Source organism: Caballeronia sp. S22 (assembly GCF_964261745.1).
Taxonomy (GTDB): Bacteria; Pseudomonadota; Gammaproteobacteria; order Burkholderiales; family Burkholderiaceae; genus Caballeronia; species Caballeronia jiangsuensis.
This window is the reverse complement of record NZ_OZ180037.1, coordinates 543,833-569,285: the sequence shown is the minus strand read 5'-3', so window position 1 is coordinate 569,285 and position 25,453 is coordinate 543,833. Positions and strand designations below refer to the sequence as shown.

The following is a 25,453-nucleotide window of genomic DNA, read 5'->3' as shown; positions in this document are numbered from 1 at the left end:
TTGCATGACACGCGCTCAAGCCAGCGAAGCGCGCCCCAGTTCGATATATCGGGCGAGATGATGATCTTCATCGCCCAGTTGATGATCGATCATCACGAGCCGCTTCGCGTAATGAGCGAGCGGCAGTTCCCACGTCATGCCGATCCCGCCATGCATCTGAATCGACTCTTCCGCGACGCGCGCGCCGATGCGCCCGATCGAATACTTCGCCGCCGACAAGGCGCGTTCACGCGCGACGCCCGATTCACCGACCGCCGCCGCCGCATTGATCGCCGCCGAGCGCGCCTGCTCGATTTCGAGCAGGACATCGGCCATGCGATGCTGCAGCGCCTGAAACGCGCCGATGGGCGCGCCGAACTGCTTACGCGTGCGCAGATATTCGAGCGTGTGCTCCTTCGCGACATCCATCGCGCCGACCGCTTCCGACACGAGCGCGACGAGTCCATAGCCGAGCGCATGCGCGAGCACGGCGTAGCCGTCGCCTTCCGTGCCGACGAGCGCATCGGCTTCGAGTCTGACCTTATCGAACGACACTTCCGCGGCCCGACCGCCATCGATCTTGCGATAACCGCGCACATCGACGCCCGCTGCATCGCGCGGCACCACGAAGAGCGAAATGCCCGCTTCGTCATGGTCGCCGCCCGATGTGCGCGCCGACACGAGCAACACATCCGCATGCTCGCCCTGCTGCACGACGCCCTTCGCGCCGTTCAGCACCCAGCCGTCGCCGAGCCGCGTGGCGCGTGTGTTCACGCGTGCACGTTCGTAGTGCGAGCCGGGCTCGTCGTGCGCGAACGCGACGATCGTCGCGCCATCGATCATCTTCGCGATGATTCCGCGCTGCATATCGCTGCCGGCATATGCGAGCGCACGTCCGACGATCAGCGCATCGAGAAACGGTTCGACGACGAGCCCTCGCCCAAGCGCTTCGAACACGACGCTTACATCGAAGCCATCGCCGCCGAACCCGCCGGCCGCTTCATCGAAGAACGCGCCGATGATGCCGAGCTCGCAGAACCGCAGCCACATATCGCGGCTATATCCTTCTTCGGAACGCGCGATCTTGTCTCGTGCATCGAACCGATATTGCTCGGCGACGAAGCGGTTCAGCGAATCCGCGAGCATCCGCCGGTCTTCCGTGTGCTGGAAATTCATCGTGCGACTCCTTTAAAGCCCGAGCATCATCTTCGAGATGATGTTCTTCTGTATTTCGTTGGAGCCGCCGAAGATCGACAGCTTGCGATTGTTGAAGTACTGCGCCGCCGCGTTGGACGCTTCATCGTCGCAATCTTCTTCGATGAATTGCTGCGCATACGGACCCATCGCGCGACGCATCAGCGACGAGATCTCCTGACGGATTTCGGTGCCGCGAATCTTGAGCATCGAGCTTTCTGCGCCCGGCACGCCGCCGCCCGCAACCGCCGCGAGCACGCGCAGATTCGTCGTCTTCATGTTCTCCAGATCGATCTCGACACGCGCAAGCCGCGCGGCGAACAAGGGATCGTCGATGAGCGCGCGGCCATTGCCTTGCAGCTTGCTCGCCGCCGCCTTGAGCCGGCCCAGTGCCGCCACCGAAAAGCCCACGCCCGCGATGTTCGTGCGCTCGTACGTCAGCAGATACTTCGCATAGGTCCAGCCCTTGTTCTCCTCGCCGACGAGATTGGCGGCAGGCACGCGCACATCGGTGAAGAACACTTCATTGACTTCGTGCTCGCCATCGAGCGTGATGATCGGACGCACTTCGACGCCCGGCGTGTTCATGTCGATCAACAGGAAACTGATGCCCTCCTGCTTGCGCACATCCTGCGCCGTGCGCACGAGGCAGAAGATCATGTTCGCGTAGTGCGCGAGCGTGGTCCAGGTCTTCTGGCCATTGACGATGTAATACGTCTCGCCGTTCTCGATCGTGCGCACGGCTGTCGTGCGCACCGACGCCAGATCCGAGCCCGCGCCCGGTTCCGAATAACCCTGACACCACCAGTCGGAGCCATCGAGAATGCGCGGCAGCCAGTGACGCTTTTGCGCTTCGCTGCCGTACTTGATGAGCACCGGCCCGAGCATGTTCACGCCGAAGGGCACGATACGCGGCGCGCCCGCAATCGCGCATTCGTTCTCGAAGATGAACTTCTGTATCGCGGTCCAGCCGGGTCCGCCGTATTCCTTCGGCCAGTGATTCGCGAGCCAGCCCTTCGCGTTGAGAATGCCGTGCCATTGCGCCATGTCGTCGCGCGTGAGGCGCTTGCCGGTATGCACTTTTTGCGCGATGCCTTCCGGCAAGGACGCACGCAGGAAGTCCAGCACTTCGGTGCGAAACGCCTCTTCTTCTGCGGTGAATTTCAGATCCATGACTGCGGTTCCATGATGAGTTTGACGAAGGCCACGGCTCAGGCCGCCTGATTGAGGCTAGCGAAGTTCTTGCCGCGCGCGACCAGATCGACGATCAATGGCGACGCGCGCCAGAAGAGCGGATCTTCCTTCGCAAATTCGCGGATATCGGCGAGGACGTTATCGAGGCCAACGCTATCGGCGTAATGCATCGGGCCGCCGCGATAACGCGGAAAACCGAAGCCGTGCATCAACGTGGCATCGACATCGAGCGGACGCTGCGCGATGCCTTCATGCACGATATTCGCGCCTTCGTTGATCATCGCGGCCATGTAGCGGCGCACGATCTGCTCGTCGTCGAACGTGCGCGGCTCGACGCCCGCACGCACGCGCTCGGCATCGATGATCGCTTCGACTTCCGCATCCGGCGTGCCGGTACGCGCGCCGTCTTCATAGCGATAGAAGCCGCGTCCCGTCTTCTGGCCGAACCAGCCGCGCTCGCACAGCTCGTCGCCTATGCGCACATAACGCGCATTCGGATCGCGCGTCGCGGCGCGGCGCTTGCGCGCGGCCCAGCCGATATCGCCGCCCGCGAGATCGATGACCTGATACGGTCCCATCGGAAAGCCGAAGTCGCGTACGGCCTTGTCGATCCGATACGGCGACGCGCCGTCTTCCATCAGATGATCCGCTGCCGCGCGATACACCGCGAGTATGCGATTGCCGATGAAGCCATCGCACACGCCCGCGCGCACCGCGACCTTCCTGAGCTTCTTCGCGAGCTCGAAGCCGGTCGCGACGACATCGGCGGCGACACGCGCGGGCACGACCACTTCGAGCAGCTTCATGATGTTCGCGGGCGAGAAGAAATGCAGACCGAGCACGTCTTGCGGACGCGAGATGCTCGCCGCGATGTCGTCGATGTCGAGATAGGACGTGTTGGTCGCGAGCACCGCGCCGGGCTTGCACACGCGATCGAGCTCTGCGAATACGGCCTTCTTCACGGCCATGTCCTCGAACACGGCTTCGATGACGAGATCGGCATCGGCGAGCGCATCGTAGGTCGTGTCGCCATTGAAGCGCTGCAGCGCGCTCGCCTTCGTTTCGGGCGTCATGCGGCCTTTCGCGATCAGACCGTCGTAGACCTTTTCGACATGCGCGCGGCCGCGTTCGAGCGATGCGTCGTCGCGTTCGATCATCGTCACCGCAAGACTTGCGTCCAGCAGCGCCACGGCGATGCCCGCGCCCATCGTCCCGCCGCCGATCACACCGACTACGCGAATCGCGCGCGGTTTCGCATCGCGCGTTTCGGGCGACTTCTGCGCCTCGCGCTCGGCGAAAAAGGCGTGCACGAGTCCGGCGCGCTGCGGACTCTCGCGGCATTCGAGGAATCGCTCGCGCTCGAAGCGCAGGCCTTCGTCGAACGGCAGATTCAAGGCCGCTTCCACGCAATCGACGATCTTCAGCGGCGACAGCAACCCCCGCGATTTCTTCTGCGTGTCGGTGCGCGCGGCGGCGATCGCGGCGGCGCTGGCTTCCTTGTCCGCGAGACCGCGCGCGTTCTTCGTGCGGCGCGGCGCGGCCTGCGTCGCGAGCAGTTCGTGCGTGTAGGCGAGGCCTTCGGCGAAGACGTCATCGCTCTGACCGACGCGATCGACGAGACCGAGTCGCAGCGCTTCCTGCGCGCCGGCATGACGGCCGCTCAGCATCAGCGACAACGCCGCCTGCGCGCCGATCAGACGCGCCGAGCGTTGCGTGCCGCCCGCGCCGGGCAAAAGGCCCAGTTGCACTTCGGGCAGACCGAGCTTCGCGCCCTCGACGGCGATCCGGTAATGCGACGCCAGCGCGACCTCCAGCCCGCCGCCAAGCGCCGCGCCGTGAATCGCCGCGACGACCGGCTTGCTGCAAGCCTCGATGCGATTGCACACCTCGGGCAGCGAGGGCGGCACCGCGGGCTTGCCGAACTCGCGGATATCCGCGCCGGCGATAAAGTTGCGGCCCGCGCCCACGATCAGCACCGCGCGCACGGCGGCGTTCGCATCGGCGGTTTCGATCGCGTCGATGAGGCCGCGCCGCACGTCGGCATTGAGCGCGTTGACGGGCGCGTGATCGATCGTCACGACGAGGACGCTGCCACGCAATGCGTGCTGGACAGCTGCGGTTTCGGGCGCGCTCGAAAGCGTCATGGATGGCGACTCCGGTTGAGTATGTGCAAGCATTCTCGCGGGGACAAGCTTCCTTGACAATTACAGCGGCCATTGACAGACTGTCAAATCGCATTTGACAATCGGACGTGCCGTGGACGTCAACGAACTCACGCTGCTGGTCGAAATCCTCGATGCGGGCAACCTCAGCGAAGCAGCGCGACGCCTGAAAATGAGCCGCGCCAATGTCAGCTATCACCTGAATCAGCTTGAAAAGTCGGTCGGCCTGCAGCTCGTGCGGCGGACTACGCGCCGTGTCGAGCCGACCGAACTCGGTCTCGAACTCTACGAGCATGGCAGGTCGATCCGGAACGCGCTGCTCGCGGCGCAGGAATCGGTGTCGACATTGGGGCAAAGGCTGCAGGGACGCGTGCGGCTATCGGTGCCGAGCGGCTACGGGCAACTCGTGATGTCGGAGTGGCTGATCGCGTTCAAGCGCGAGTATCCGGATATCGTGCTCGACGTGATGTTCGAGAATCGTGTCGAGGATCTGCTGCGCGATGAAGTCGACATCGCCGTGCGCGTGATGCCGGAGCCGCCGCCGAGTCTCGTCGCGCGCGACATGGGGCCGGTGCGCTACGTCGCGTGCGCATCGTCCGGTTATGCCGATGCGCACGGCATGCCGACGCGGCTCGAAGAACTCGGCGTCGTGCCGGTGATCACCGCGTCGGTGGTCGGCAAGCAGACGCGCGTCGCCGCCTATCTCGACGACGAGCGTCACGAAGTGCTGCTGGAGCCGAGCGTGATCTCGGAGAACTTTCTGTTTCTGCGCGATGCGATTCTCGCGGGCCTGGGCGTCGGAATCGTGCCGGATTACGTCGTGGCGGACGACATGCGGCGCGGCGAGGTCGTCACGGCGTTGGATGAATGGCGGCTCAGCATCTTCGGCACGCATATGTACATGCTGTACATGCCTAACCGGCATCACACGCGCGCGACGCTGGCGTTTATCGAGTTCATGCTGGATCGGTCGCGAAAGGCGGGACGCGGGCGGCTTCTTCCAGGCACGCACTAACCGAAACGTGCGCGGTCAATAGCCACCGAAAAGTCGGTCTCGCGCATCAGCGATCAGGCCGCGGAATTCGGCAAGCGAACCGATCCTCTTGCCAAGCGCGCCGGCCGGGATGGCTGCCATTGCCGGCGTGTCCAGAAAACAATCTTCACCGTCGATCACGAAGCTCGGGAGCAGATCGGATGGTGTACCTGAATAGCCCAGGACTTTCGAGCGTCGTAGAGGAATCACCACGCGAGTGGGCAGGCTCCCGACATGATCGCTTTGCAAGTCGACCACGTAAGGCGTGCTTTTCCGCGAATCTTCGTTGGGATTGATGTAAAGGTCAAAACGGGCCATTTAAAACGTCCGATACTTCGCCAGAGGCAGGCCTTCGCGTTCTACCATCACGGTATACGCCTTGACGAGTTCGGCATTCTGTTCTGCCCACTGGCGGGCCTCAACTTCCTGAACCTCTTCACGCAACCCTCTCTCGCTCGCGCGGGAAACATTGACGTTCAGTTCCTTCGCACGCTCCAACAAATCCGAGGGTAGCGAAACATTGGTCGGCTTGCGCGTGACCTTTAAGCCCTTCTCAGGCTGGCTTGCCGAGGCAAGCTCGGTGCGCGCTGCGAGTGCGCGAATCATGTTCATCTCCTATGCGCATAGACTATGTGCATAGTATCTCACACTGCTTGCTGCGGCGTCACCCATGCCGCCCCCGCTCCGCAAACCATATCGCCACCGACATCAACCCAATCCCCGCCGTCTGCACGCCGCTCAGACGCTCATCGAAAACCACCCAGTCGATGACGATCGCCACCGCCGGATAGACGAACTGAAACACCGCGATGCGCGCGGTATCGAGCCGCGCCATGCCGATATACATCAGCGTGTACGCGAGGCCCGTGTGGATCAGCCCGAGGCCCGCCAGCCACGCCCACGACATGCCCCACGCGGGCCAGCCATGCTGCATCGGCCAGAGCCACAGCAGCATCGTGCCGACAGCGCACTGCCACCACGCGAGAATGCCGGCGGGCATGTCGCGCAGACGTTTCGCGATGATCGTCACGCACGCCATGCACAGCGAGCCCGCCAGACACGCGGCAACGCCCAGCCAGTATCCCGGCTGAAGCGCGCCGCCCGCCGCGTGCTCGATGATGCCCGTCGCCAGCACGAGCCCGCACATCGCAAGCGAAACCGCTGCGACGCGCGGCGCGCCGATCGCCTCTTTCAGCCACAACGAGGCGAATAAAAGAACCCACATCGGCTGCACATGGAACAGCACGATCGCGACGCCCGCCGATATCCGCTCGACCGCGCCGAAGAACAAGGCCCAGCTCAGGACCATCAGCATGCTGGCCGCCAGCACCCACGGGCCGTTGGCTCGCGTGAGAAGCAGAGCGCGCGTTTGCCGCCGAGCGATCACCCAGACGCTCATGCCCAACAGCCCGAATGCGCAGCGAAACCACGTCGCGGTCAGCGGATCGGCGTTTGCTTCGTGCAGAAACACGCCGATCGTGCCGAGCAGCGCGCAGCCGGCGATGAACGGCCACGCGCCTGCCGTGCGTCGAGCCTCGCCCTGCGCAACGAAAGATGATGAGTTCGTGTTCATGACCGCAGTGTGTGCCGCGAAGCATCGAACGAAAAGCGCATAATTCGAACTTCATCCATTCGATTTTCGAAAGCGACCTGAAGCCGATGAAACATCACGATCTGCAAACGGACTGGCTCAAGTGCTTCGTCGCCGTCGTCGACGCGGGTTCGCTGTCGAGCGCGGCCAGTGAAGTGCATCGCTCGCAATCGGCGGTGAGCATGCAGTTGAAAAAGCTCGAAAGCGCGCTGGGGCTGCGGCTCGTCGAGCGCGGCTCGCGCACGCTCGCGCTGACTCACGACGGACAGACGCTGCTCGGCTATGCGCGGCGCATCCTCGATCTGCACGCGGAAGCTCAGGTCGCGCTGCAGGGCGAGCAACTCACCGGCCGCGTGCGGCTCGGCGTACCCGACGACTACGCGGCAAAGTATCTGACGCCCGTGCTCAAGCGCTTTGCGCCGCGCCACAGCGGCGTCGAAATCGAGCTGATCTGCGAACAATCGACGTCGCTCATTCCGCGTGTCGCGAATGGCGAGCTCGACATCGCGCTCGTGTCACGCGACCACGGCCGGCGTGGCACGCCGCTTTTTCATGAGCCGATGGTCTGGGTCGGCGCCGCGCAGTTCGAGTTATGGCGGCGCGATCCGTTGCCGATCGCCGTCTACGAAAGCACGAGCCTCGCGCGGCGCAGTGCGATTCATTCGCTCGCGCAACAGGGACGCAGATATAAGGTGGTCTATAACAGTTCGAGTCTCGCCGGGCAGATCGCCGCCGTCGAAAGCGGCCTGGCCGTGGCGGCGCTGACGCAATGCAGCGCGCCGGAACATTTGCGGATTCTGGGCCGCGAAGAAGGTCTCGGGCCGCTCGAACCGATGGAAGTCGCCGTGTACCGCAGCCGCGATTCGCGCGGCTCCAAAGCCGTCGATAGCCTGCACAGCCTGCTCGTGAAGACGCTGCGGCAATCCGCGTCAGTCTGAGCGATGCCGATGTGACGCGATCCCCTCGATCTCGACGAGCAGATCGCTGCGGCAAATATCGACCTTCAGATAGCGAACGCTCGCGTCCGGATGAAACGTGGCCTGCGCCAGCTTCATCACGCGCGGCAGATCCGCCGCATGCCGGTAGTACACCTTGATCTGATCGAGTTCGCGCAGCGTATAGCCGCCTCGCGAACCCTGCGCTTGCAGATTCTCCGCGCCGATCAGGTGCGCGATATTGCCGGTCGCGACGCTCCACTGCTTGTCGAGATCGCCTTCGTGCACGGTCTCGTGTCCGAGAATGCTGGCCGTGCCGGATACGAAGAGCGTGTCGCGCAATTGCGTGCCGCGCGCGAAGCTCGGCGATTTCGGACCGTAACGCTGCGGATACTCGTACGCGGGCGTCTGGCGCGAGTTCTCGATATGCCGCATCGGGCTTTCGCGGCACGCCAGAAAATAGAAGCCGACGCCATCGCCCCATGTGCCGATGCCCGTCGCCGCCGGCATGCCCGACGCGTGAGCATAGTCCTGCTCGAATGCGACAGCGCGCCCACGGCAGAAATCGCGATACACCTCGAGCCCTTCCTGATTCGCGCCGTTGATGTGCGGAATGAAGTTCCACATGCGGAAAATCTTCGGGAACTTCAGTTCGCCAACGAGCGCGAACGCATGGCCATAGGTTTGACGCGTGGCTTCGGTGTAGCGGTCGGACACAGGTATGAAACCCGCGCAAAACAGGAACTCGTCGTCGTGCGCGAAGACGAGATCGTTGAAGCTGCCGCTGCGGATCGGTCCGGCGCTCGTCCAGATTTCGGCGAAGCCGTCGCGCGCGTCGTCGCACATCCTGAGGCGCAGCGTGGGCACGCCGTTCTCGATGCACGGCGCGCCGCTCGCATCAGCGAAGACGATGCGCGCGAGCGAGTCCTCGCCGCATGGGGCGTCGATAGCGATGAAGCGGGACTCGATCGTCGCGGTCATCGATTATTCATCGGCCTGATCGCCGAACAGGTCCGCAGTCGCGACCCGATCCTGCAAGGGCGGCAATGCGCCGCTCCGCACTTGTTCGAGAACGGCCGGCGGCAGCCAGGTTTCTTCCATGGCGCTGATGCCGTTCTCGATCATCTGCTGGAGGAAGAACGATTGCTTGCGCCCCGTCACTTCCGCCAAGAGTCGCAGCCGTTGCTCGAATTGTGGATCGACCCGCACTGCGACCACCTTCAGCTTGTTTTCGGCGGTCCTTCTCACTGCATGCTCCTGTCAGGTTCGTGCGCGCCGCAAGCGGGCGCGCGCATGCGGTGCTTATACCACAGCTCATCTACGGCACGACCGTGCGCGGCGCTGAAGCACGTGCGTGCTACCATCGAACCGGCGTATCGCTCGCGTCCGACAAGACCCGCGCACGCCCTACACAGCGTCATGAACGAACCAGAAGAACACTCCGGACTCGGCACCGCAGAGCCGCTGCCTTCCCTTCCTCCGCTCGACTTTCGCGCCGCGCGCAGGCGGCTCTTCGCTGCGCTCATCGCGTCCATCGTCATCCCGTTCGCATTTTTCTGCCTGTACGGCTACTACACCTATGAACGCGCGCTCAGCGAAACGGGCCAGTCGCTCGAACGGCTGGTGCGCATCATCGACGAAAAAGCGAACACGGTGCTCAGCATCAACCGCGAGTTGATTGCGCGCATCGACGAGATGCTCGGCAATGGCGACGAGGACTTCATCGCGCGCAGTCAGCCCGAGCTGCACGACAAGCTCGCGCGTCTCGCACAGAGCCATGCGCAGATCGCCGCGCTGTCCGTGCTCGACAGTCACGGCAGGCTCATTCTCAGCAGCCGCTTTTTTCCGGCGCCGAACGTGTCCATCGCCGATCGCGCCGATTTCATCGCGACGCGCGACACGCGTTCGACGTTCCACGTCTCCATGCCCGAACGCGGGCGCGTGAAGAACACCGACATCATCAATACGCTGAGCGCGCGCTTCGCGAACGACGGGCGCTTTCTCGGCGAGATTTCGATCTCCGTGCGGCGCGATTATCTGATCGGCTTCTATCGCGAACTCGCCGCGCGCGATCCGGCGCTCACGCTCGCGCTGCATCGCGACGACGGCGCCGTGCTCGCGCGTTATCCGCCGGCGTCCGTGCCCAATCCGCCCGATCGCCATCTCGTGCTCGCCGACGCATTCGCGCAAGGCAAGCCAACGGGCCTCATGCGTTACCTGTCGCCGCTCGACGACGACGAAAAGCTCGCCGCCTGGCGGCGCGTCGGCGACTATCCGGTCTATGCCGCCGCGGGCTTCTCCATCCACGACATACGGCTCGCATGGTGGCGGCGCGATGTATCGATTGCATCGATCGGGCTGATTCCGTGCATCGCGCTGTGGGTGCTGATCGGCTTCTCGCTGCGCCGCCTCAAGGCCGAAGAAGCGGCGTGGCATAACTGGCGCGGCGAACTCGCGCTGCGCCGCTCGGCCATCGCCGCGACGAGGCGATTGCAGCGCATGGGCGCGCTCGGCACGCTGGTTGCGAACGTCGCGCACGACTTCAATAATCTGCTGATGGTCGTCACGGCCAACATGGAGATGGCGCGGCGCAAGGGCTTCAATGACCTCGAAAAAGAAGTCAGCGCGGTGGAGCGCGCCTCGACCAATGCGCAATCGCTCGCGCGGCGCCTCCTGAGCGTCGCGCGCCGTCAGCCGTTGCAGATGCAGGTCATACGGCTCGATCGCTGGATGGCGGAATCGGAGCCGCTCGTGCGCGCGTCCGTGGGCGACAAGGTGACGCTCGGCACGCGCGTACCGGATGCGACGTGGCCCGTGCGCGTCGATGCGACCGAGCTGACATCCGCGCTCATCAACATCGCCGTGAATGCGAAAGACGCGATGCCCAATGGCGGCGATTTTCAGATCGCATGCAGCAACGTGCGCTATGCGGAAGCGCACGACGGTCTCGGCGCCGGCGATTATGTCGTGATCTCGTGCAGGGACAGCGGCATGGGCATGCGGCCCGATGTCGCGAGGCAGGCGTTCGAGCCGCTTTTCACGACCAAGGGCGCGGGCGCCGGCACGGGGCTCGGCCTCGCGCAGGTGCTGGCGATGGCCGAACAGGCGGGCGGCACCGCGCGCGCGAATTCGGCGTGGGGCTTCGGCACGACCATCGATATTTATTTGCCGCACTGGACCGGCGAAGCCGAAGCGCTCGCAGAGGCGCCGCCTGTCGAGGCCATCGAACACACCGCGCCTTCGTCCACCGTGCTCCTCGTGGAAGACAACGAGGAAGTCGCGGCCGGACTATGCGCCGTGCTCGACGTGCTCGGCTGGCAGACGCGTCACGCGGCGTCCGGCGATGCCGCGAAGCAGATGCTCGAAGCGGGAAACGCGTTCGATCTCGTGCTCTCCGACATCCAGATGCCCGGCAATTACGACGGCATCAAGCTCGCGGAATGGATCAAGACGACGCGCCCGACGCAGCCCGTCACGTTGATGACGGGCTACGCCGATCAGCTCGACGAGGCGCGCCGCACGGGCTTTGCGATTCTCGCGAAGCCTTTCAACATCGACGATCTTCAGCGGCTGCTCAACGGTCTCTCGATCCGTGCCGCGAAGTGAGTTCGATCAACGCGTTTCGCGCCACGCGCCGAATTGCGCGATATCTTCGAGCGACAGGCGCGCACGCGGCGCAAGCTCACGCTCGGCCAACGACGCAGGCAGCGCGCGGGCGTCGCCATGATGCGCAATGGAAATCACCGAGAGCGCCGTGAAGCGCTCAGGGATATCGAACGTTTGTTTGAGGCCGTTCGCGTCGAATCCGCCCATCGCGTGCGCGGCAAGTCCCTGCGCGTGCGCCTGAAGCAAGAGCGCCATCGCGGCGGCGCCCGCATCGTAGGCCGCACTCGCGTTGATCTCGCCTTTCGCGTTCAGCGTGTCCGCGAGCACCGCGATCAACACTTGCGCATTCGCATTCCATGATCGATTGAACGGCACGAGCAATTCGAATGCGCGCGCGAAGGCATCGGCATCCTGCGCCTTCTCGAACACGACGAAGCGCCAGGGCTGCACGTTATACGCCGACGGCGCCCAGCGCGCCGCTTCCAGCAGCGCGACCACCTGCGCATGCGCGACGGCGCGGTCCGCATAAGCGCGCGGGCTCCATCGTCCCGCGATCAGCGGATGAATGGCGATATCGGTAGGAGCGGGTCGATGTGTCATGAATGAATCGAATAATAATTAAGTCATAAAACGCGATGACGCGCGCCCGGATGCGTTTCGTTGAGACGCGGCCCGCGCCCGGCAAAGAGCTTTTCGCGCAACGTGCCCTCGGCATATTCGGTGCGATAACGTCCGCGACTCTGCAACTCGGGCACCACGAGATCGACGAACGATTGCAGGCTTTCCGGCATCACGAGCCTTCGCAGGTTGAAGCCATCGACGCCGGTTTCATCGGCCCACGCGATCAGTTGATCCGCGACCTCGCGCGGATCGCCGACGATGAAGGGCCCGCGCCCGCCGATCTGATCGAAGCGCGTCATGTCGCGCGGCGTGATCGGGCGGCCCGCGCGTTTCGTGAGATTCTCGACCGTCGATTGCAGCGCGTTGCTCTTCACATAGCGAATCGGCTCGTCGATGCCGAGCGCCGCAAAGTCGATGCCCGTCCATCCCGAGACAAGCGTGAGCTGCCCGAGCACATCGACGTATTCCGCGTACTCGGCGTGCAGTTCGCGCGCCTCCTTCGACGTGCGCGCGACGACCACTGTCGCGCCGAGATACAGCAGGATGTCGTCGGCGGCGCGGCCGGCATCGAGCGCATGCTGGCGGATATCGCGCGCGGCCTGCGCGACGATCGCGGGCGTCTGTCCTTCGAGGAACACGCATTCGGCATGCTTGCCCGCGAACGCCTTGCCTCGTCCCGACGCGCCCGCCTGATACAGCACCGGCGTGCGCTGCGGCGACGGATCGGCGAGATTGAAGCCATCGACTCGGTAATACGGCCCTTCGTGCCGCACACGGCGAATGCGCGACGGATCGGTGTACTGACCCGTCCGCCTGTTACGCACGACGGCGCCATCGGCCCAGCTTCCTTCCCATAGCTTGTACACGGCTTCCAGAAAGTCCTCGCCCGCCGCATAGCGTTCGTCGTGCTCGCGCGCCGTATCGAGGCCCATGCCGCGCGCCGCGCTCTCCAGATATCCGGTGACGACGTTCCAGCCCGCGCGCCCGCCGGTCAGATGATCGAGCGTGGAAAAGCGCCGCGCGAACTGATACGGATGCTCGTACGTGAGGTTCGCCGTCACGCCGAAGCCGAGATGTTTCGTCGCGTACGCCATTGCGGGCACCGTCAGCATCGGATCGTGCGATGGCGATTGCGCCGCGGAATGGTGCGTCGCATCGGTGTTGCCGCCGTAGACATCGTAGATGCCGAAGACATCGGCGAGAAACACGCCGTCGAAGAGACCGCGCTCGGTGGTCTGCGCGAGATCGACCCAGTAAGCGAGCGTGTTGTGCTCCGTCGAGCGGTCTCGCGGATGCCGTCAGAAGCCTGCCCACGAATGCGCAGGCGCGTTCATGTGAAACGCGTTGAAGTGGATGTGCCTGCTCATGTGCGCAATACGTCGCCGGATATGCCGAAGAAAAATCATAAGAGCGATGTCCTTCGGCACAAACCAATTTACGCTGCTAAGCAAATGAATGCGTTTCGCACATACGCAGCTATTCAAAGCATCGAATCGTTCGAAAGCATCGCTGAAAAGATCGGTTTGTGACGACTGTGCGCGCGACGAAGATAAGTTTCTTTTCTCTGACGTCGAGGCGCGCACATCATGAGTTCGACTTTCGAAGATCGCGTCTATTGGGTGACGGGCGCATTCGGCGCATTGGGCGCGGCCACGGTAAAGCGTCTCGCGGATGCGGGCGCGCACGTGATCGCGTCGTCACGCAACGTCGATACGGAACGCTTCGCCGATGCGTCGCGCGTCGTGCCGCTTTCCGTCGATGTCGCCGACGATCACAGCGTGCGTTCCGCGTTCGCGCATATCGAAGAGCGCTTTAGTCGTCTCGACGGGCTCGTCACGAGCACGAATGTCGCGGCGTTCGGCGACTTTCTCGATCTCACCGACGACGACTGGCAACGCGTCATCGACGCCAAGCTGCTCGGCTCCGTGCGTCCGATCCGCGCTGCGCTGCCACGCTTCATCGAACAAGGGCGCGGCGCGATCGTCGCGATCAGCGGACGTGGCGGCATCGCGCCGCCGCCGAATCACTTTCCCGGTTCGAGCGTGAATGCGGCGCTCGATCTGCTCGTGCAAGGGCTCGGGCGCAAATACGGACCGCAGGGCGTGCGCGTGAACGCGGTCGCGCCCGGCCCGATCCGCTCGCCGCGCTTCGATGCGATGGCGACCGCGCAAGCAGGCGACGAGCCCACGCGCCTCACCGCGCTCGACGGTCCCGGCACGCCCGAGGACGTTGCGGCGGCGGTCGCCTATCTGCTTTCCGACGACGCGCGCTTCGTCACCGGCACGCGGCTTTATGTCGACGGCGGCGGGCCGCCCTACGCCTGATGCTTCTTCCCGACTACGCACAAAGGATTCATCGCCCATGCCTCGCTTCGTTTCTCCCGCGCAGTTGCGCACGCTCATCGCTCAACGTTCCGAACTCGCCGTGCTCGACGTGCGCGAGGAAGGCGTGTCGGCAAGAAGGCGTCTTTTCTATTCGTCAGTCGCGCCGGCCGGCCGGCTCGGGCTCCTGATCGAACGGCTCGTGCCACGGCGCGGCACGCCCGTCGTCCTCGTCGATACGAATGGCGAGCACACGACGCGCGCCGCCGCGCTGCTCGCGCGCTGGGGCTATACGGATGTGTCGATACTCGAAGGCGGCGTCGATGGCTGGGCGAGCGCAGGTTATGAAGTTTTCAGCGGCACCAACGTGCCCGGCAAGGCGTTCGGCGAAGTGATCGAACACGAACTCCATACACCGAACATCGACGCGGAAACACTGAAGGCGCGCCAGGACGCGGGCGACGATCTCGTCGTGCTCGACTCGCGTCCCTTCGGCGAATTCAACACGATGAACATTCCGGGCGGCATCGACTGCGCGGGCGCGGAGCTCGTCTATCGCGCGCTCGCGGCAGCGCCTTCGCCGGAGACGCTGATCGTCGTGAATTGCGCGGGCCGCACGCGCAGCATTCTCGGCGCGCAATCGCTCATCAACGCGGGCGTGCCGAATCCGGTCGCGGCGCTGACGGGCGGCTCGATGTCGTGGCTGCTTGCGGGTCTCGAACTCGAACATGGCGAAATCCGCACCGCGCCGCGTCCCGACGCCGACACGCTCGCCGCCGCACGCGAGCTTGCGATCGCGGCCGCGCGCAAGGCCGACGTGCCGATCATCAATCGCGAGACGCTCGCCACGCTGGAGCGCGAGAAGGGCGAACGCACGCTGTATCGCTTCGACGTGCGCGATCCGCTCGAATACGAAGCGGGCCATCCGCCGGGCTGGCGTTCTGCGCCGGGCGGCCAGCTCGTGCAGGCGACCGACGAATACATCGGCACATTGCACGCGCGCGTGGTGCTGCGCGACGACGATGGCGTGCGCGCGCGCATGACCGCGTCGTGGCTCAGGCAGCTCGGCTATCTCGACGTGCGCGTGCTCGACGACGACGCAAGCGCCGCGCTAAGCGCCGATGCGTTCGAAGCCGGTCCCGAGCCGCTCGCCGTGCGTCCGCATGGCGCGCGCACGCGCTGGATCGAGGCGGATCAGTTGCGCAAGTCGATAGAAGAAGGCACGGCGCAAGCGATCGATATCGACAACAGTCTCGCTTTCAGGCGCGGCCACGTGACGGGCGCGCGCTTCGTCGCGGCGAGCCAACTGCTCGCGCGTCTCGGCGACTTCCCGAACGACAAGCAACTCGTGCTGACTTCGGACGATGGCGTGCTCGCGGGTCTCGTCGCCGCCGAGCTTGCGCGCGAAAAGCCGCACGTCGCCGCGCTGATCGGCGGCACGCGTCGCTGGAGCGCGCTCGGGCTGCCGCTCGAATCGGGCGACAACAACAACCTCACCGGCGACGACGACGCCTGGTACAGCCCGTATCACGCCGCGCCGGATCGCGTCGCCGGGCAGATGAACGCATACCTCGAATGGGAACTGCAACTCGTCGCGCAACTGGAGCGCGACGCGATCGCATCGATCGACGTGCTCGACTTCGAAACACCGACCGCCGCGCGCAGCCACGAGCGTTTGAGCGCGCTGAAGGAGAGCGCCCTGTGACGCCTGCGTTCGACGGCACCACGAGCCCCGCCGACATCCCCGGAAGCCCATTGCACGCGGCGTTTCAGCAGCCGCTGATGCTCGGCCTCTTCCTGCCGATCCAGAACGGCGGCTGGTCCATCTCGACGCTTCCGCGCAGCACCGACTGGCGCTTCGATTACAACGCGCGTCTCACGCAAAAGGCCGAAGCGCTCGGCTTCGATCTCGTGTTCGGCCTCGCGCAATGGCTCGGCAAGAACGGGCACGGCGGCACGCTCAAGTATCGCGAGCAATCGCTCGATGCGTTCATCGCGACGAGCGCGCTCGCCGCGATCACCGAGCGCATCGTGCTGATCTCGACGGTGCACGCGCTCTATGGCCCGTGGCATCCGCTGCATCTCGCGAAGTTCGGCGCGACGCTCGATCATATTTCCAACGGGCGCTGGGGCATCAATCTCGTGACGGGACACGTGGCGAGCGAATGGGCGATGTTCGGCCAGCCGATGATCGAACACGACGAGCGCTATGTGCGCGCGGCCGAGTTCGTTGGTGTGCTCGACACGCTCTGGCGCAGCGACGCGAACCTCCATATAAGGACGAAGCACTGGCAACTGAACGATGCGTTCGTGAGTCCGCGCCCGCGCTTTCATCGGCCCGTGCTGGTGAACGCAACGGGCTCGGCGGCGGGCATCGATTACGCTGTGCGGCATTCGGATCTCATCTTCATCACGAGCCCGGCGGGCGCGGATTTCAACGACGCCATCGGCGCATTGCCCGCGCATACCGCGACGATTCGCGAAGGCGCGCAACGCGTGAACCGGCGCGTGCGCACGCTGATCAATCCGACCATCGTGTGCCGTCCGACCGAGCGCGAGGCGCGCGCGTATCACGATGCGATCGTCGCCCATGCCGACGAAGGCGCGCTCGACGGCTTCGTCGGCATGCACGGACGCAGCGATGCGAAGGCGTGGGCGAAGCACAAGCGCGAGCAGCGCATTCTCGGCGGCAATCTGCATCTGATCGGTTCGCCCGAACAGATCGTCGAGCAATTGCTTGCGTTGAAGCATGCCGGATGCGACGGCGTGCAACTCACCTTCTTCGACTTCGAACCCGATCTCGCGTATTTCGGCGATGCCGTATTGCCGCTGCTCGTCGAGGCGGGCTTGCGCATTCCGGCTTCCGCTCATCAACCGCATCTTCATACGACATCATGAGCCACACGCGACAACTGCATCTGAACACCAACGTCACCGGTGTCGGACGTCATCCCGCCGGATGGCGCACGCTCGACAATCCACGCTCGATCATCGATCTGAATTTCTTCAAGGAGATCGCCGCGATCGCCGAGCGCGGCAAGCTCGATGCCGTGTTTCTCTCCGATCTGCTCGCGCTGCGCAATCACGCGGAAGGACCGTCGCAGGCGCTGGAACCGACTGTGCTGCTGACCGCGCTCGCGGGCGCGACGACGCATATCGGCCTGATCGGCACGGCATCGACGACATTCAACGATCCGTTCAATCTCGCGCGGCGCTTTGCATCGGTCGATCATTTGAGCGGCGGGCGCATCGCCTTCAATGCGGTCACGACCTACGATGCCGCCGCCGCCGCGAACTTCAGCCACGACGTGCCGCTCACGACCGAGGAACGCTATGCGCGCGCGCAGGAGTTCGTCGAAGTGGTGACGAAGCTGTGGGATAGCTGGGAAGACGAAGCGGTTATCGCCGATCAGAAGGCGGGCCATTATGCCGATCCATCCCGCGTCCATGCGATCGAACATCGCGGGACTTACTTCTCGGTGCGCGGGCCGCTCACCGTGCCGCGCAGCCCGCAAGGGCGGCCCGTGCTCGTGCAGGCGGGATCGTCGGAAGGAGGCCGTGCGCTTGCTGCGCGCTTCGCCGATGCCGTGTTCACCGCGCAGACGACCTTGCCCACGGCGCAGGCGTTCTATGCCGAGATGAAGGAGCGCGTGCGGGTGCATGGACGCAATCCCGATCACTTCCTGCTGTTGCCCGGCCTGTATCCGGTGATCGGCGGCACGGAGCGGGAAGCGCGCGAACGCAAGGCCGAGCTGGATGCCCTGCTCGATACCGATCGTGAAGTCGCGCGTCTCGCGGGCGCGCTCGGCCTATCGCCGGATGATCTGCATATCGATGCGCCTTTGCCTTATGAGCTCATCGCGAAGGTGAAACGTCCGGATCTCTCGCGTGGCTTCATCGATTCGACTGTTGCACTCGCGAAGAGCGAAAGCCTCACGGTACGCGGTCTGCTGGATCGCAACCCGGGAGCGCACCGGATCATCGTCGGCACGCCGGAGCAGATCGCCGACGATATCGCGCTCTGGTTCAACGAGCGCGGCGCGGATGGCTTCAATCTGAACGCGGACGTGTTTCCTTCCGGACTTGCGGCATTCGTCGATCATGTCGTGCCGTTGTTGCAGAAAAAGGGCATCTTCCGGCGCGATTACGAAGGCACGACCTTGCGCGAGCATCTGGGCTTGCCACGGCCCGAGAGTCAATATGCGCGTGCGGCGCGGGCGGCGTAACATGCATATCAATCTTATCCGGTCGGACAAAGAAGCACTCGAGATCGCGCGCCGTCTTGCGAGCGAATTCGCCGTCGATGCAGCGCGCCGTGATCGCGAGCGCCATCTGCCTTCGAACGAAGTCGAAACGTTCAGCGCGTCGGGATTGTGGGGCATCAACGTGCCGCGTGCGTTCGGCGGCGCGGATGTTTCGGTTGGCACGATCGTCGATGTGTTCGAGATCATATCGGCGGCCGATTCATCGCTTGGACAAATTCCGCAGAATCATTTCGCCACGCTCGAACGGTTGAAACACGACGGAACGCCGAGCCAGCAGGACTTCTTCTTTTCACGCGCGCTTGCGGGAGAGCGCTTCGGCAATGCGACCGCGGAACCGGGCGACAAACTGCCGTCGGAGCATGAGACGCGCGTGCGTCGCAGCGGAAGCGGATTCGTGCTGTCGGGGCGCAAGGTCTACTCGACGGGCGCGCTCTTCGCGCACTGGATTCCCGTCGCCGCGCGTGATGACGATGGCTTGACTGTCACCGCATTCGTCGCACGGCATGCGCGTGGCGTCGAGGTTATCGATGACTGGTCGGGCTTTGGGCAGCGCACGACGGCGAGCGGTCAGGTGCGGCTGGACAATGTCGAGCTGGACGAGTTGCAGATCGTGAAGCGCGGCCGCCGCGCGAATATCGATGCGGCGAATGCGGTCTCGCAACTGATCCATGCCGCGATCGATCTGGGAATCGGGCGCGCGGCGTTCGACGATACGAAGCGGTTTCTGAGAGAGTTGTCGCATCCGGCGCGTGGAAGCGCCGTGACACGCGCGGTCGATGATCCGTTTTCGCTGCGTGATATCGGCGCGCTGACGGTTGCATATCACGCGGCGCAGGCGTTGACGATGCGTGCGGCGGGGCTTATCGATGCAGCGCGTGGCGAAGCGGAGCGGCATGAAGTGGCTGCTGCTATCGTTGCGACGGCCGAGGCCAAGATACTCACTACGCAATTCGCGCTCGATGCGTCGAACAAGCTTTTTGAATTGGCGGGTACGCAATCGACGCTGGAAAAGCATAACCTCGATCGGCATTGGCGCAATGCGAGAACGCATACGCTGCATGACAGCGTGCGGTGGAAGTATCACGCGGTGGGGCAGTTTGCGTTGAATGAGATGCTTTGTGATCCGTTTACTTATGCGCATCCGTATAGCGCGATTAAGGCGTAAAAAAGGGCGCGCCGCACGGCGCGCCCTTTTTCATGAGGCGATGACACCCATCACTTCGCCGCCACCGCCTGCGCATCGAAAACCGGATTGAACTCCACATCGACCTTGATCTTGTTCTTGATATCCCCCGACCGGTAAAGCGTATCCGCAATCCGCTGCTCTCTCGCGACGAGCTGCTTATCGAGCGGATAAAAAACCGATCTTCCATTCTCCGCAGAAAACTTCGCCCGCGCCGGGCTCTGCTTCATCTTCTCCAGATAGATCTTCTCGACCGCCGGCACGTTCTGCGACCACCACGTCCACGAATTCTTCAGGCGCCCGAGAAAATCGCCTAATGCCTGACTCCTAACCGGATCGCGCAGCACTTCCGTACGTGCCGTGAACACCGACAACGCCGGAATATCGAGTTCATCGCTCTTGATGACGACCCGCGCATCGCCCTTGTCGACGGTCTCCTTCACAGGTCCATAGCCGCCCGAATACACCGCAACCTGCCCCGCATTGAACGCGGACGCCGACACGTTCCCATCGCCGAACTTCACGCCCTGAAAATCCTTCGGCCGCAGATCGGCCTTGTTATACGACAGCACGTATTGCAGATAATTGAAGCCGCCGAAGTTATAGCCCCACGTCTTGCCGCGCAGATCGGCGAGATTCTTCACGTCGGCTTCCTTGCGCACGACCGTGACGATAGGCGGATAGCTGCTATCGGGATTGCGCCATCCCGCGATGATCTGCAACGGAGCCGTCTCCGGCGTCCACGGCGCGCGCGCGTTGCCCTGCTCGATGATGAGCGACGTATCGCCCATCAGCCCCACATCGAGCACTTTCGAATAGAGCGCGGAGAGCTGCGCGGCAGGGCCGGTCAGCACGGCCCATTTAACCTTGTACGGCGCGCCGTCGAGCACGTGCGATGCCTCGACGATCAGCGGCCAAGCGGCGTCCTGCGTGCCGATGGTCAACGTGAGCGGTTCGTCGGCGAGCGCGGACGCCGACACGCCGAAAAGACTCGCGACAAATAGAGCGGTAAGACGTTTCCCGATGCGCATGAATGTGTAGTGAGTGAATGAAATCGTTATGCCGCTTTGCGCGGCGAATCTTGCGTGACACCGAGTTCAGCGAGCAGCCGCGTTCTGAGCGCAATGGATGCTTCGTCGCTGCGCGAGCGCGGACGCGGAAAGTCGACGACCACATCCGCGCTGATCTCGCCTTGCGACAGCACGACGATACGATCCGACAGCAGAATCGCCTCGTCGATGTCATGCGTGACCAGCACGACCGCCGGCGTATGCGCGCGCCACAAGCGCGCGACGAGTTCATACATGCGGATGCGCGTGAGCGCATCGAGCGCGGCAAAGGGCTCATCGAGCAACAGCAGCTTCGGCTCTCGCACGAGCGCGCGCGCCAGTGCGACGCGCTGCGCTTCGCCGCCGGAAAGCGTCTTCGGCCAGCCATCGGCATGGGTCGCGAGTCCGACTTCATCGAGCGCGGCCAGTGCGGAAGGCTTCGCGGCGCTAAGGCGGTCATGACCGATCACGACGTTCTCCCACACGCGCTTCGCCGGCACGAGACGCGGCTCCTGAAACACGACCGAGCGCGCGCCCGCGACACGCACGCGGCCGCTGTCGGCCTGATCGAGGCCTGCAAGAATGCGCAGCAGCGTCGTCTTGCCCGCGCCCGATGCGCCGAGCATCGACACGAACTGGCCGCGTCTCACGTTGAGCGATACATCCTTCAGCACCGCGCGGCCGGCGAACACGCGGCTCACGCCATCGAGTTCGAGCGCGGTCTCGCGTTCGTCGCGCACGGACCTGGCGTATGCGTTATCAGGCGAGTTCAAAGCGCGGCCTCCAAGGAAGAGCGAGATGTTCGAGCGCACGCATGATGAGATCGGTCACGATGCCGAGCGCCGCATACACGAGAATGCCCGCGATGATGATGTCGGCGCGCTGGTTCTGGTTCGCGTTCACGAGGATGTAGCCGATGCCGTTCTGCGCGTTGATCTGCTCCGCCACCACGAGCGCGAGCAACGCCACCGCCGACGAATAGCGCACGCCGACGAGTATCGAAGGCAGTGCCGTCGGCAGAATGATGCGCAGCGCGATCTGCCGGCTCGACAGGCCGAACACGTTCGCCGCTTCGAGCAGTTTCGGATCGACACCGCGCACGCCCGCATAGGTGTTGAGATACATCGGGAAAATGGTGGCCGCGAGGATCACAGCGACCTTCGCGCCCTCGCCGATGCCGAACCACGTGATAAAAAGCGGAATCAGCGCGATGAACGGAATCGTGCGCAGCATCTGCAATGGCGCATCGACGATTTCCTCGCCCACACGCCACAGCCCCGCAAAAAGACCCGCAAACAAACCGATGCCGCCGCCGATCGCGAGGCCCGTCGCCGCGCGCACGAGCGACACGCCGATCGCGCTTTGCAATTCGCCATCGGCGATCAGTTCCTTCAATGCCCCGATGATGACCGTGGGCGACGGCAAGGTTTCAGGCGCGACGAGTTGCAGCGACGACGCGAGTTGCCATAACACGATGATCGCGAGCGGCACGCCGACACGCAACGCCCGCGAGCGCAGCACGGACCATTGCAGCACGGTGCGGCGGCGCACTTCGCGCGTCGGCAGATCGATGAGCGCGCGTGGATCGACGGCGCGTGCATCGGCGCCATGAGTGCGATCAGGCGTCGTGCCCGGATCGAGCCCGAGCGCGGCGGATGCAAAGCGTGGGACGTTCATGGGCGTTAGTCGGAATCCGAAAGGAATGGAACATCCGATGGTACGGTCGCATGTCCTCACGTCAAACGAACGCTTTGCAAGATGCTATGCGCACTCCGCGTCATTTGGATTCCAACGATCCGATAAAGGCGCGAACCGTGCATTGCTTAGCAGATTCGCTTCGTTGGCGAATGTGGCGCGCTCCCCTAACGTATGCGGATGATGTCTTGGGGATATCAGACAGCCTATTTTCAGGGAGTATCGATCTTGTCTCGATTCATTTCATCGCGCGGGCCACGGGTGGTCGGCATCGGCGGCACGACGCGGCCTCAATCATCGACCGAACGGGCACTCGCATTCGCATTGCGCGGCGCACAGGAAAGCGGCGCGAGCGTGCAGCTTTTCGGCGGCGCGTTCCTGCATAGCCTGCCGCACTATGCGCCGGAATCGCGCGAACTCACCGACGAGCAACATGAACTCATCGAGGCCGTGCGCTCGGCCGATGCGCTCATCATCGCGACGCCCGGCTATCACGGCGGCATCTCGGGCCTCGTCAAGAACGCGCTCGATACGCTGGAGGAACTGCGGCTCGACGAGCGCCCTTATCTCGACGGACGCGCTGTCGGCAGTATCGTCACGGCATATGGATGGCAGGCGGCGGGCACGGTGCTCACTTCGCTGCGCTCGATCGTGCACGCGTTGCGCGGCTGGCCGACGCCTTTCGGTGCGACGATCAATACGCTGGAGACGCGCTTCGAATCAGCCGATACCTGTTCAGATCCGAAGGTCGTCGAGCAGCTTCGCACTGTGGGGAAACAGGCGTCGAGCTTCGCGCTGGCGTTCGGTGCGGTGCGGGCGGACGCGTATCACGAAGTCGAACTCGCGCAGCATTGAGTCACCGAGGATGAAGCTGCGCATCGTGCGCAGCTTGTCTCTTTCGTTTCAGTGCAGCGGGGAGTCGCTGGGCAACTGAAACGCATCGACGGTATAGCCCATGTTGAAATAGCCCGCGCGTGCGTAGGCGGAGATGTGTTCGAGCTGTTCCGCGCGCGTGGTTTCGCTGACGGCGTGCGCGTCCTGCGCCGCCGATTCTTTCGTGAAGTGCTTACGCACGCGCCCGGCCGGCGCCGATAGCGCCTGCCAATAGTGAGTCAGGAATTGCGGCATGGCTCGCCCCCTCGGTGCACGAATAGCTCAACTCTAGGCTGTCAAAATCGTTTGGACAAACAAGGTTTTCTGCAATGCATTGCAGGGCGCACCGGGTTGGCGCATGGGCCGTAGTTCAAATGATCGCGCGTATCACTTCGCACCATCCAGAATCGGATGCGACTGCCCCGCTATCGGCCGCCCGCGATTGTCGGTCGGCACGAGTTGCGTCTGGAACGCGACGAAGAGTGCCTGGAACTTGCCATCCACTTCGATCATCACCGCGCCGTCCTGAAACACGCCGTTCTCGTTCGAATGGTCCTTGATATGGCTGCCCTTGCCCGGTTTTGGGTTGCCCTGATTCATGTGCGTTTCGTGCAGCCCGTCTTCGCCCGGTTCGAACAGGAAGCCGAAGCCGTAGACAGTGACTTCTTTCGCAGGCTTCCATCCGAGGCGATCGTCGCTATAAGCGGGCGTCTTGTAGACATAGTCGATGCCGCTCGACGACATATCGAGTTGCAGCATCTCGTTGAGCAGCGCGTTGATATCGTTGTGCTCGTCCTTGGTGTCGAGCGGAATCGGACGCATCGCCGTGAGATCGAGAAGGCGCTTGTCGTGCACGTAATCGAGCTTCGGGAAATTCGATGTGGCGATGCCCGCAGGCAGCCTGGCGAGATCGGCGGTCATCGGATGATCGAAATATTGATCCCACAGATACAGCACGAGATAGCCCGCCGGACCCGTCAGCGAGCTGTCCGATTTCACGTTGGTGACGATGTTGAATGGCTTGCCATTCGTGTCTTCACCGACGATCACATAATGCGGATCGCCCTTGTAATTCTGGAGATAGGGAACGCCGAGCGTGACCGTGCCCTTGAACAGAACATATTCATTGCGCGCCATGATGCTGCTCCATGAAGTGAACGATCATTTGATTCGACAAGTGTGACATTCCTGCGATCGAAACGTGATTGAGCGGAACACGTCTTGCTGAAACCCAATTCGGAAATGCCGCCGTCATCGAGCGCTCCACAATGAAACTGTCATTGGGTACACTAGGACCCGCCTGCACGACGCACCGCGCACATTCACACGAACAGAAAATAAAAGTCGGAGCCAGTTTGAGGAAGCGAGCCACGGTCATCTGTCGAAAAGGCAACCGGATATTGCTGGTTGCCCGACGTCGCACCAAATGGGCGCTGCCTGGCGGCATGCTCAAGCGAGGCGAGCATCTGCCGGACGCCGCGCTGCGCGAGCTCAAGGAGGAGACACGTCTCGCGGGCAAGTCGGCAAAATTTCTGTTCCACCATCGGGGACGGCAGAAGCACCATCACGTCTTCTTCTGCGATGTGCCGAAAAGCGCGAAGCCCCGCGCGAGCAACGAGATATCGCGGTGCCGCTGGGTCCACGTTTCCGAAATCCCGCGGCTCGCCACCACTGCGCCGACCAGGCTGATCGTCAAAGCGCTCGCCGACGAAAAGCGCAAGCGCTGAGCCTTCATCGCTCGCGGCGGCGAAA

Annotated in this window: 24 protein-coding genes and 1 pseudogene; 10 read left to right on the top strand and 15 right to left on the bottom strand. The window is 63.6% G+C overall.

All coding sequences use genetic code 11. From position 1 onward, the window contains the following. Nucleotides 1–15: 15 nt before the first annotated feature. From ACEN42_RS26335 to ACEN42_RS26325, 3 genes are read right to left on the bottom strand one after another with little or no spacing between them, the layout of a single operon-like run. On the bottom strand, nt 16–1,155 hold the full coding sequence (locus tag ACEN42_RS26335) for an acyl-CoA dehydrogenase family protein (RefSeq protein ID WP_371884849.1): 1,140 nt from the start codon (nt 1,153–1,155) through the stop codon (nt 16–18). A gap of 12 nt (nt 1,156–1,167) precedes the next feature. Next, on the bottom strand, nt 1,168–2,346 hold the full coding sequence (locus ACEN42_RS26330; RefSeq protein ID WP_371884848.1) for an acyl-CoA dehydrogenase family protein: 1,179 nt from the start codon (nt 2,344–2,346) through the stop codon (nt 1,168–1,170). A 38-nt stretch (nt 2,347–2,384) separates the two neighbouring features. Further along, nucleotides 2,385–4,511 (bottom strand): 3-hydroxyacyl-CoA dehydrogenase NAD-binding domain-containing protein, encoded by a 2,127-nt coding sequence (locus ACEN42_RS26325; RefSeq protein WP_371884847.1) that lies wholly within the window; start codon nt 4,509–4,511, stop codon nt 2,385–2,387. Between the two features lie 112 nt (nt 4,512–4,623). Between ACEN42_RS26325 and ACEN42_RS26320 the strand changes: the two genes are divergently transcribed. Beyond that, nucleotides 4,624–5,544 carry a LysR family transcriptional regulator gene (locus tag ACEN42_RS26320; RefSeq protein ID WP_187607074.1) on the top strand — a complete coding sequence of 307 codons (921 nt, stop codon included), beginning with the start codon at nt 4,624–4,626 and terminating at the stop codon, nt 5,542–5,544. A 15-nt stretch (nt 5,545–5,559) separates the two neighbouring features. Here ACEN42_RS26320 and ACEN42_RS26315 read toward each other — a convergent pair whose 3' ends face one another. The 3 genes from ACEN42_RS26315 to ACEN42_RS26305 are packed head-to-tail and all read right to left on the bottom strand — an operon-like array spanning nt 5,560 to nt 7,135. Then, the gene (locus ACEN42_RS26315) at nt 5,560–5,880 is read right to left on the bottom strand and encodes a CcdB family protein (protein WP_187607073.1); all 321 of its coding nucleotides are present in this window, start codon (nt 5,878–5,880) and stop codon (nt 5,560–5,562) included. Further along, the gene (locus ACEN42_RS26310) at nt 5,881–6,168 is read right to left on the bottom strand and encodes a type II toxin-antitoxin system CcdA family antitoxin (protein ID WP_238212016.1); all 288 of its coding nucleotides are present in this window, start codon (nt 6,166–6,168) and stop codon (nt 5,881–5,883) included. 58 nt (nt 6,169–6,226) lie between these two features. After that, nucleotides 6,227–7,135 (bottom strand): DMT family transporter, encoded by a 909-nt coding sequence (locus tag ACEN42_RS26305; RefSeq protein ID WP_371884846.1) that lies wholly within the window; start codon nt 7,133–7,135, stop codon nt 6,227–6,229. Nucleotides 7,136–7,221: 86 nt separating this feature from the next. Here ACEN42_RS26305 and ACEN42_RS26300 point away from each other — a divergent pair, with 86 nt between their 5' ends. Continuing rightward, nucleotides 7,222–8,091: a LysR family transcriptional regulator gene (locus tag ACEN42_RS26300; RefSeq protein WP_250486327.1), complete on the top strand. Its 870-nt coding sequence runs from the start codon at nt 7,222–7,224 to the stop codon at nt 8,089–8,091. On the opposite strand, the gene ACEN42_RS26295 is transcribed toward ACEN42_RS26300, so the two are convergent. Together ACEN42_RS26295 and ACEN42_RS26290 are read right to left on the bottom strand one after the other, a co-directional pair. After that, nucleotides 8,083–9,069: an FkbO/Hyg5 family chorismatase gene (locus tag ACEN42_RS26295; protein WP_371884845.1), complete on the bottom strand. Its 987-nt coding sequence runs from the start codon at nt 9,067–9,069 to the stop codon at nt 8,083–8,085. The two genes, ACEN42_RS26300 and ACEN42_RS26295, sit on opposite strands and share 9 nt — an antisense overlap. 3 nt (nt 9,070–9,072) lie before the next feature. Then, nucleotides 9,073–9,336 carry a hypothetical protein gene (locus ACEN42_RS26290; RefSeq protein WP_035510257.1) on the bottom strand — a complete coding sequence of 88 codons (264 nt, stop codon included), beginning with the start codon at nt 9,334–9,336 and terminating at the stop codon, nt 9,073–9,075. A gap of 171 nt (nt 9,337–9,507) precedes the next feature. Here ACEN42_RS26290 and ACEN42_RS26285 point away from each other — a divergent pair, with 171 nt between their 5' ends. After that, on the top strand, nt 9,508–11,694 hold the full coding sequence (locus tag ACEN42_RS26285; protein WP_371884844.1) for a response regulator: 2,187 nt from the start codon (nt 9,508–9,510) through the stop codon (nt 11,692–11,694). 6 nt (nt 11,695–11,700) lie between these two features. Here the strand turns inward: ACEN42_RS26285 and ACEN42_RS26280 are convergent, their stop codons facing one another. Further along, nucleotides 11,701–12,294 (bottom strand): nitroreductase family protein, encoded by a 594-nt coding sequence (locus ACEN42_RS26280; RefSeq protein WP_187607067.1) that lies wholly within the window; start codon nt 12,292–12,294, stop codon nt 11,701–11,703. Between the two features lie 23 nt (nt 12,295–12,317). Further along, nucleotides 12,318–13,682, bottom strand: a pseudogene (locus ACEN42_RS26275) (LLM class flavin-dependent oxidoreductase). Nucleotides 13,683–13,901: 219 nt separating this feature from the next. On the opposite strand from ACEN42_RS26275, the gene ACEN42_RS26270 reads away from it, so the two are divergent. The 5 genes from ACEN42_RS26270 to ACEN42_RS26250 are packed head-to-tail and all read left to right on the top strand — an operon-like array spanning nt 13,902 to nt 20,066. Further along, a complete protein-coding gene (locus tag ACEN42_RS26270) occupies nt 13,902–14,639 on the top strand; it encodes an SDR family NAD(P)-dependent oxidoreductase (RefSeq protein WP_371884842.1) in 738 nt (245 codons plus the stop codon). Between the two features lie 37 nt (nt 14,640–14,676). After that, nucleotides 14,677–16,341 (top strand): rhodanese-like domain-containing protein, encoded by a 1,665-nt coding sequence (locus ACEN42_RS26265; protein WP_371884841.1) that lies wholly within the window; start codon nt 14,677–14,679, stop codon nt 16,339–16,341. Further along, the gene (locus ACEN42_RS26260) at nt 16,338–17,534 is read left to right on the top strand and encodes an LLM class flavin-dependent oxidoreductase (protein ID WP_371884840.1); all 1,197 of its coding nucleotides are present in this window, start codon (nt 16,338–16,340) and stop codon (nt 17,532–17,534) included. The genes ACEN42_RS26265 and ACEN42_RS26260 overlap by 4 nt, the downstream gene beginning before the upstream one ends. Continuing rightward, on the top strand, nt 17,531–18,862 hold the full coding sequence (locus tag ACEN42_RS26255) for an LLM class flavin-dependent oxidoreductase (RefSeq protein ID WP_371884839.1): 1,332 nt from the start codon (nt 17,531–17,533) through the stop codon (nt 18,860–18,862). Before ACEN42_RS26260 ends, ACEN42_RS26255 begins: the two co-directional genes overlap by 4 nt. Nucleotide 18,863: 1 nt before the next feature. Next, nucleotides 18,864–20,066 (top strand): SfnB family sulfur acquisition oxidoreductase, encoded by a 1,203-nt coding sequence (locus tag ACEN42_RS26250; RefSeq protein WP_371884838.1) that lies wholly within the window; start codon nt 18,864–18,866, stop codon nt 20,064–20,066. Nucleotides 20,067–20,116: 50 nt separating this feature from the next. Here ACEN42_RS26250 and ACEN42_RS26245 read toward each other — a convergent pair whose 3' ends face one another. The 3 genes from ACEN42_RS26245 to ACEN42_RS26235 form a co-directional block, all read right to left on the bottom strand. Continuing rightward, nucleotides 20,117–21,064, bottom strand: coding sequence for an ABC transporter substrate-binding protein (locus tag ACEN42_RS26245; RefSeq protein ID WP_371884837.1), 948 nt, complete (start codon nt 21,062–21,064; stop codon nt 20,117–20,119). 77 nt (nt 21,065–21,141) lie between these two features. Next, entirely contained in the window at nt 21,142–21,906 is a 765-nt protein-coding gene (locus tag ACEN42_RS26240; protein ID WP_187607059.1) for an ABC transporter ATP-binding protein, read from the bottom strand. After that, nucleotides 21,893–22,810, bottom strand: coding sequence for an ABC transporter permease (locus ACEN42_RS26235; protein ID WP_371884836.1), 918 nt, complete (start codon nt 22,808–22,810; stop codon nt 21,893–21,895). Before ACEN42_RS26235 ends, ACEN42_RS26240 begins: the two co-directional genes overlap by 14 nt. Nucleotides 22,811–23,056: 246 nt before the next feature. Here ACEN42_RS26235 and ACEN42_RS26230 point away from each other — a divergent pair, with 246 nt between their 5' ends. Continuing rightward, complete coding sequence (locus ACEN42_RS26230) at nt 23,057–23,683, top strand: NADPH-dependent FMN reductase (RefSeq protein WP_238211998.1); 627 nt, start codon at nt 23,057–23,059, stop codon at nt 23,681–23,683. Between the two features lie 48 nt (nt 23,684–23,731). Here ACEN42_RS26230 and ACEN42_RS26225 read toward each other — a convergent pair whose 3' ends face one another. Continuing rightward, entirely contained in the window at nt 23,732–23,956 is a 225-nt protein-coding gene (locus ACEN42_RS26225) for a hypothetical protein (protein ID WP_371884835.1), read from the bottom strand. 132 nt (nt 23,957–24,088) lie between these two features. After that, nucleotides 24,089–24,838 (bottom strand): DUF2278 family protein, encoded by a 750-nt coding sequence (locus tag ACEN42_RS26220; protein WP_371884834.1) that lies wholly within the window; start codon nt 24,836–24,838, stop codon nt 24,089–24,091. A gap of 218 nt (nt 24,839–25,056) precedes the next feature. Here ACEN42_RS26220 and ACEN42_RS26215 point away from each other — a divergent pair, with 218 nt between their 5' ends. Further along, nucleotides 25,057–25,428 carry an NUDIX hydrolase gene (locus ACEN42_RS26215; protein ID WP_187607054.1) on the top strand — a complete coding sequence of 124 codons (372 nt, stop codon included), beginning with the start codon at nt 25,057–25,059 and terminating at the stop codon, nt 25,426–25,428. The last annotated feature ends 25 nt before the right edge of the window (nt 25,429–25,453 follow it).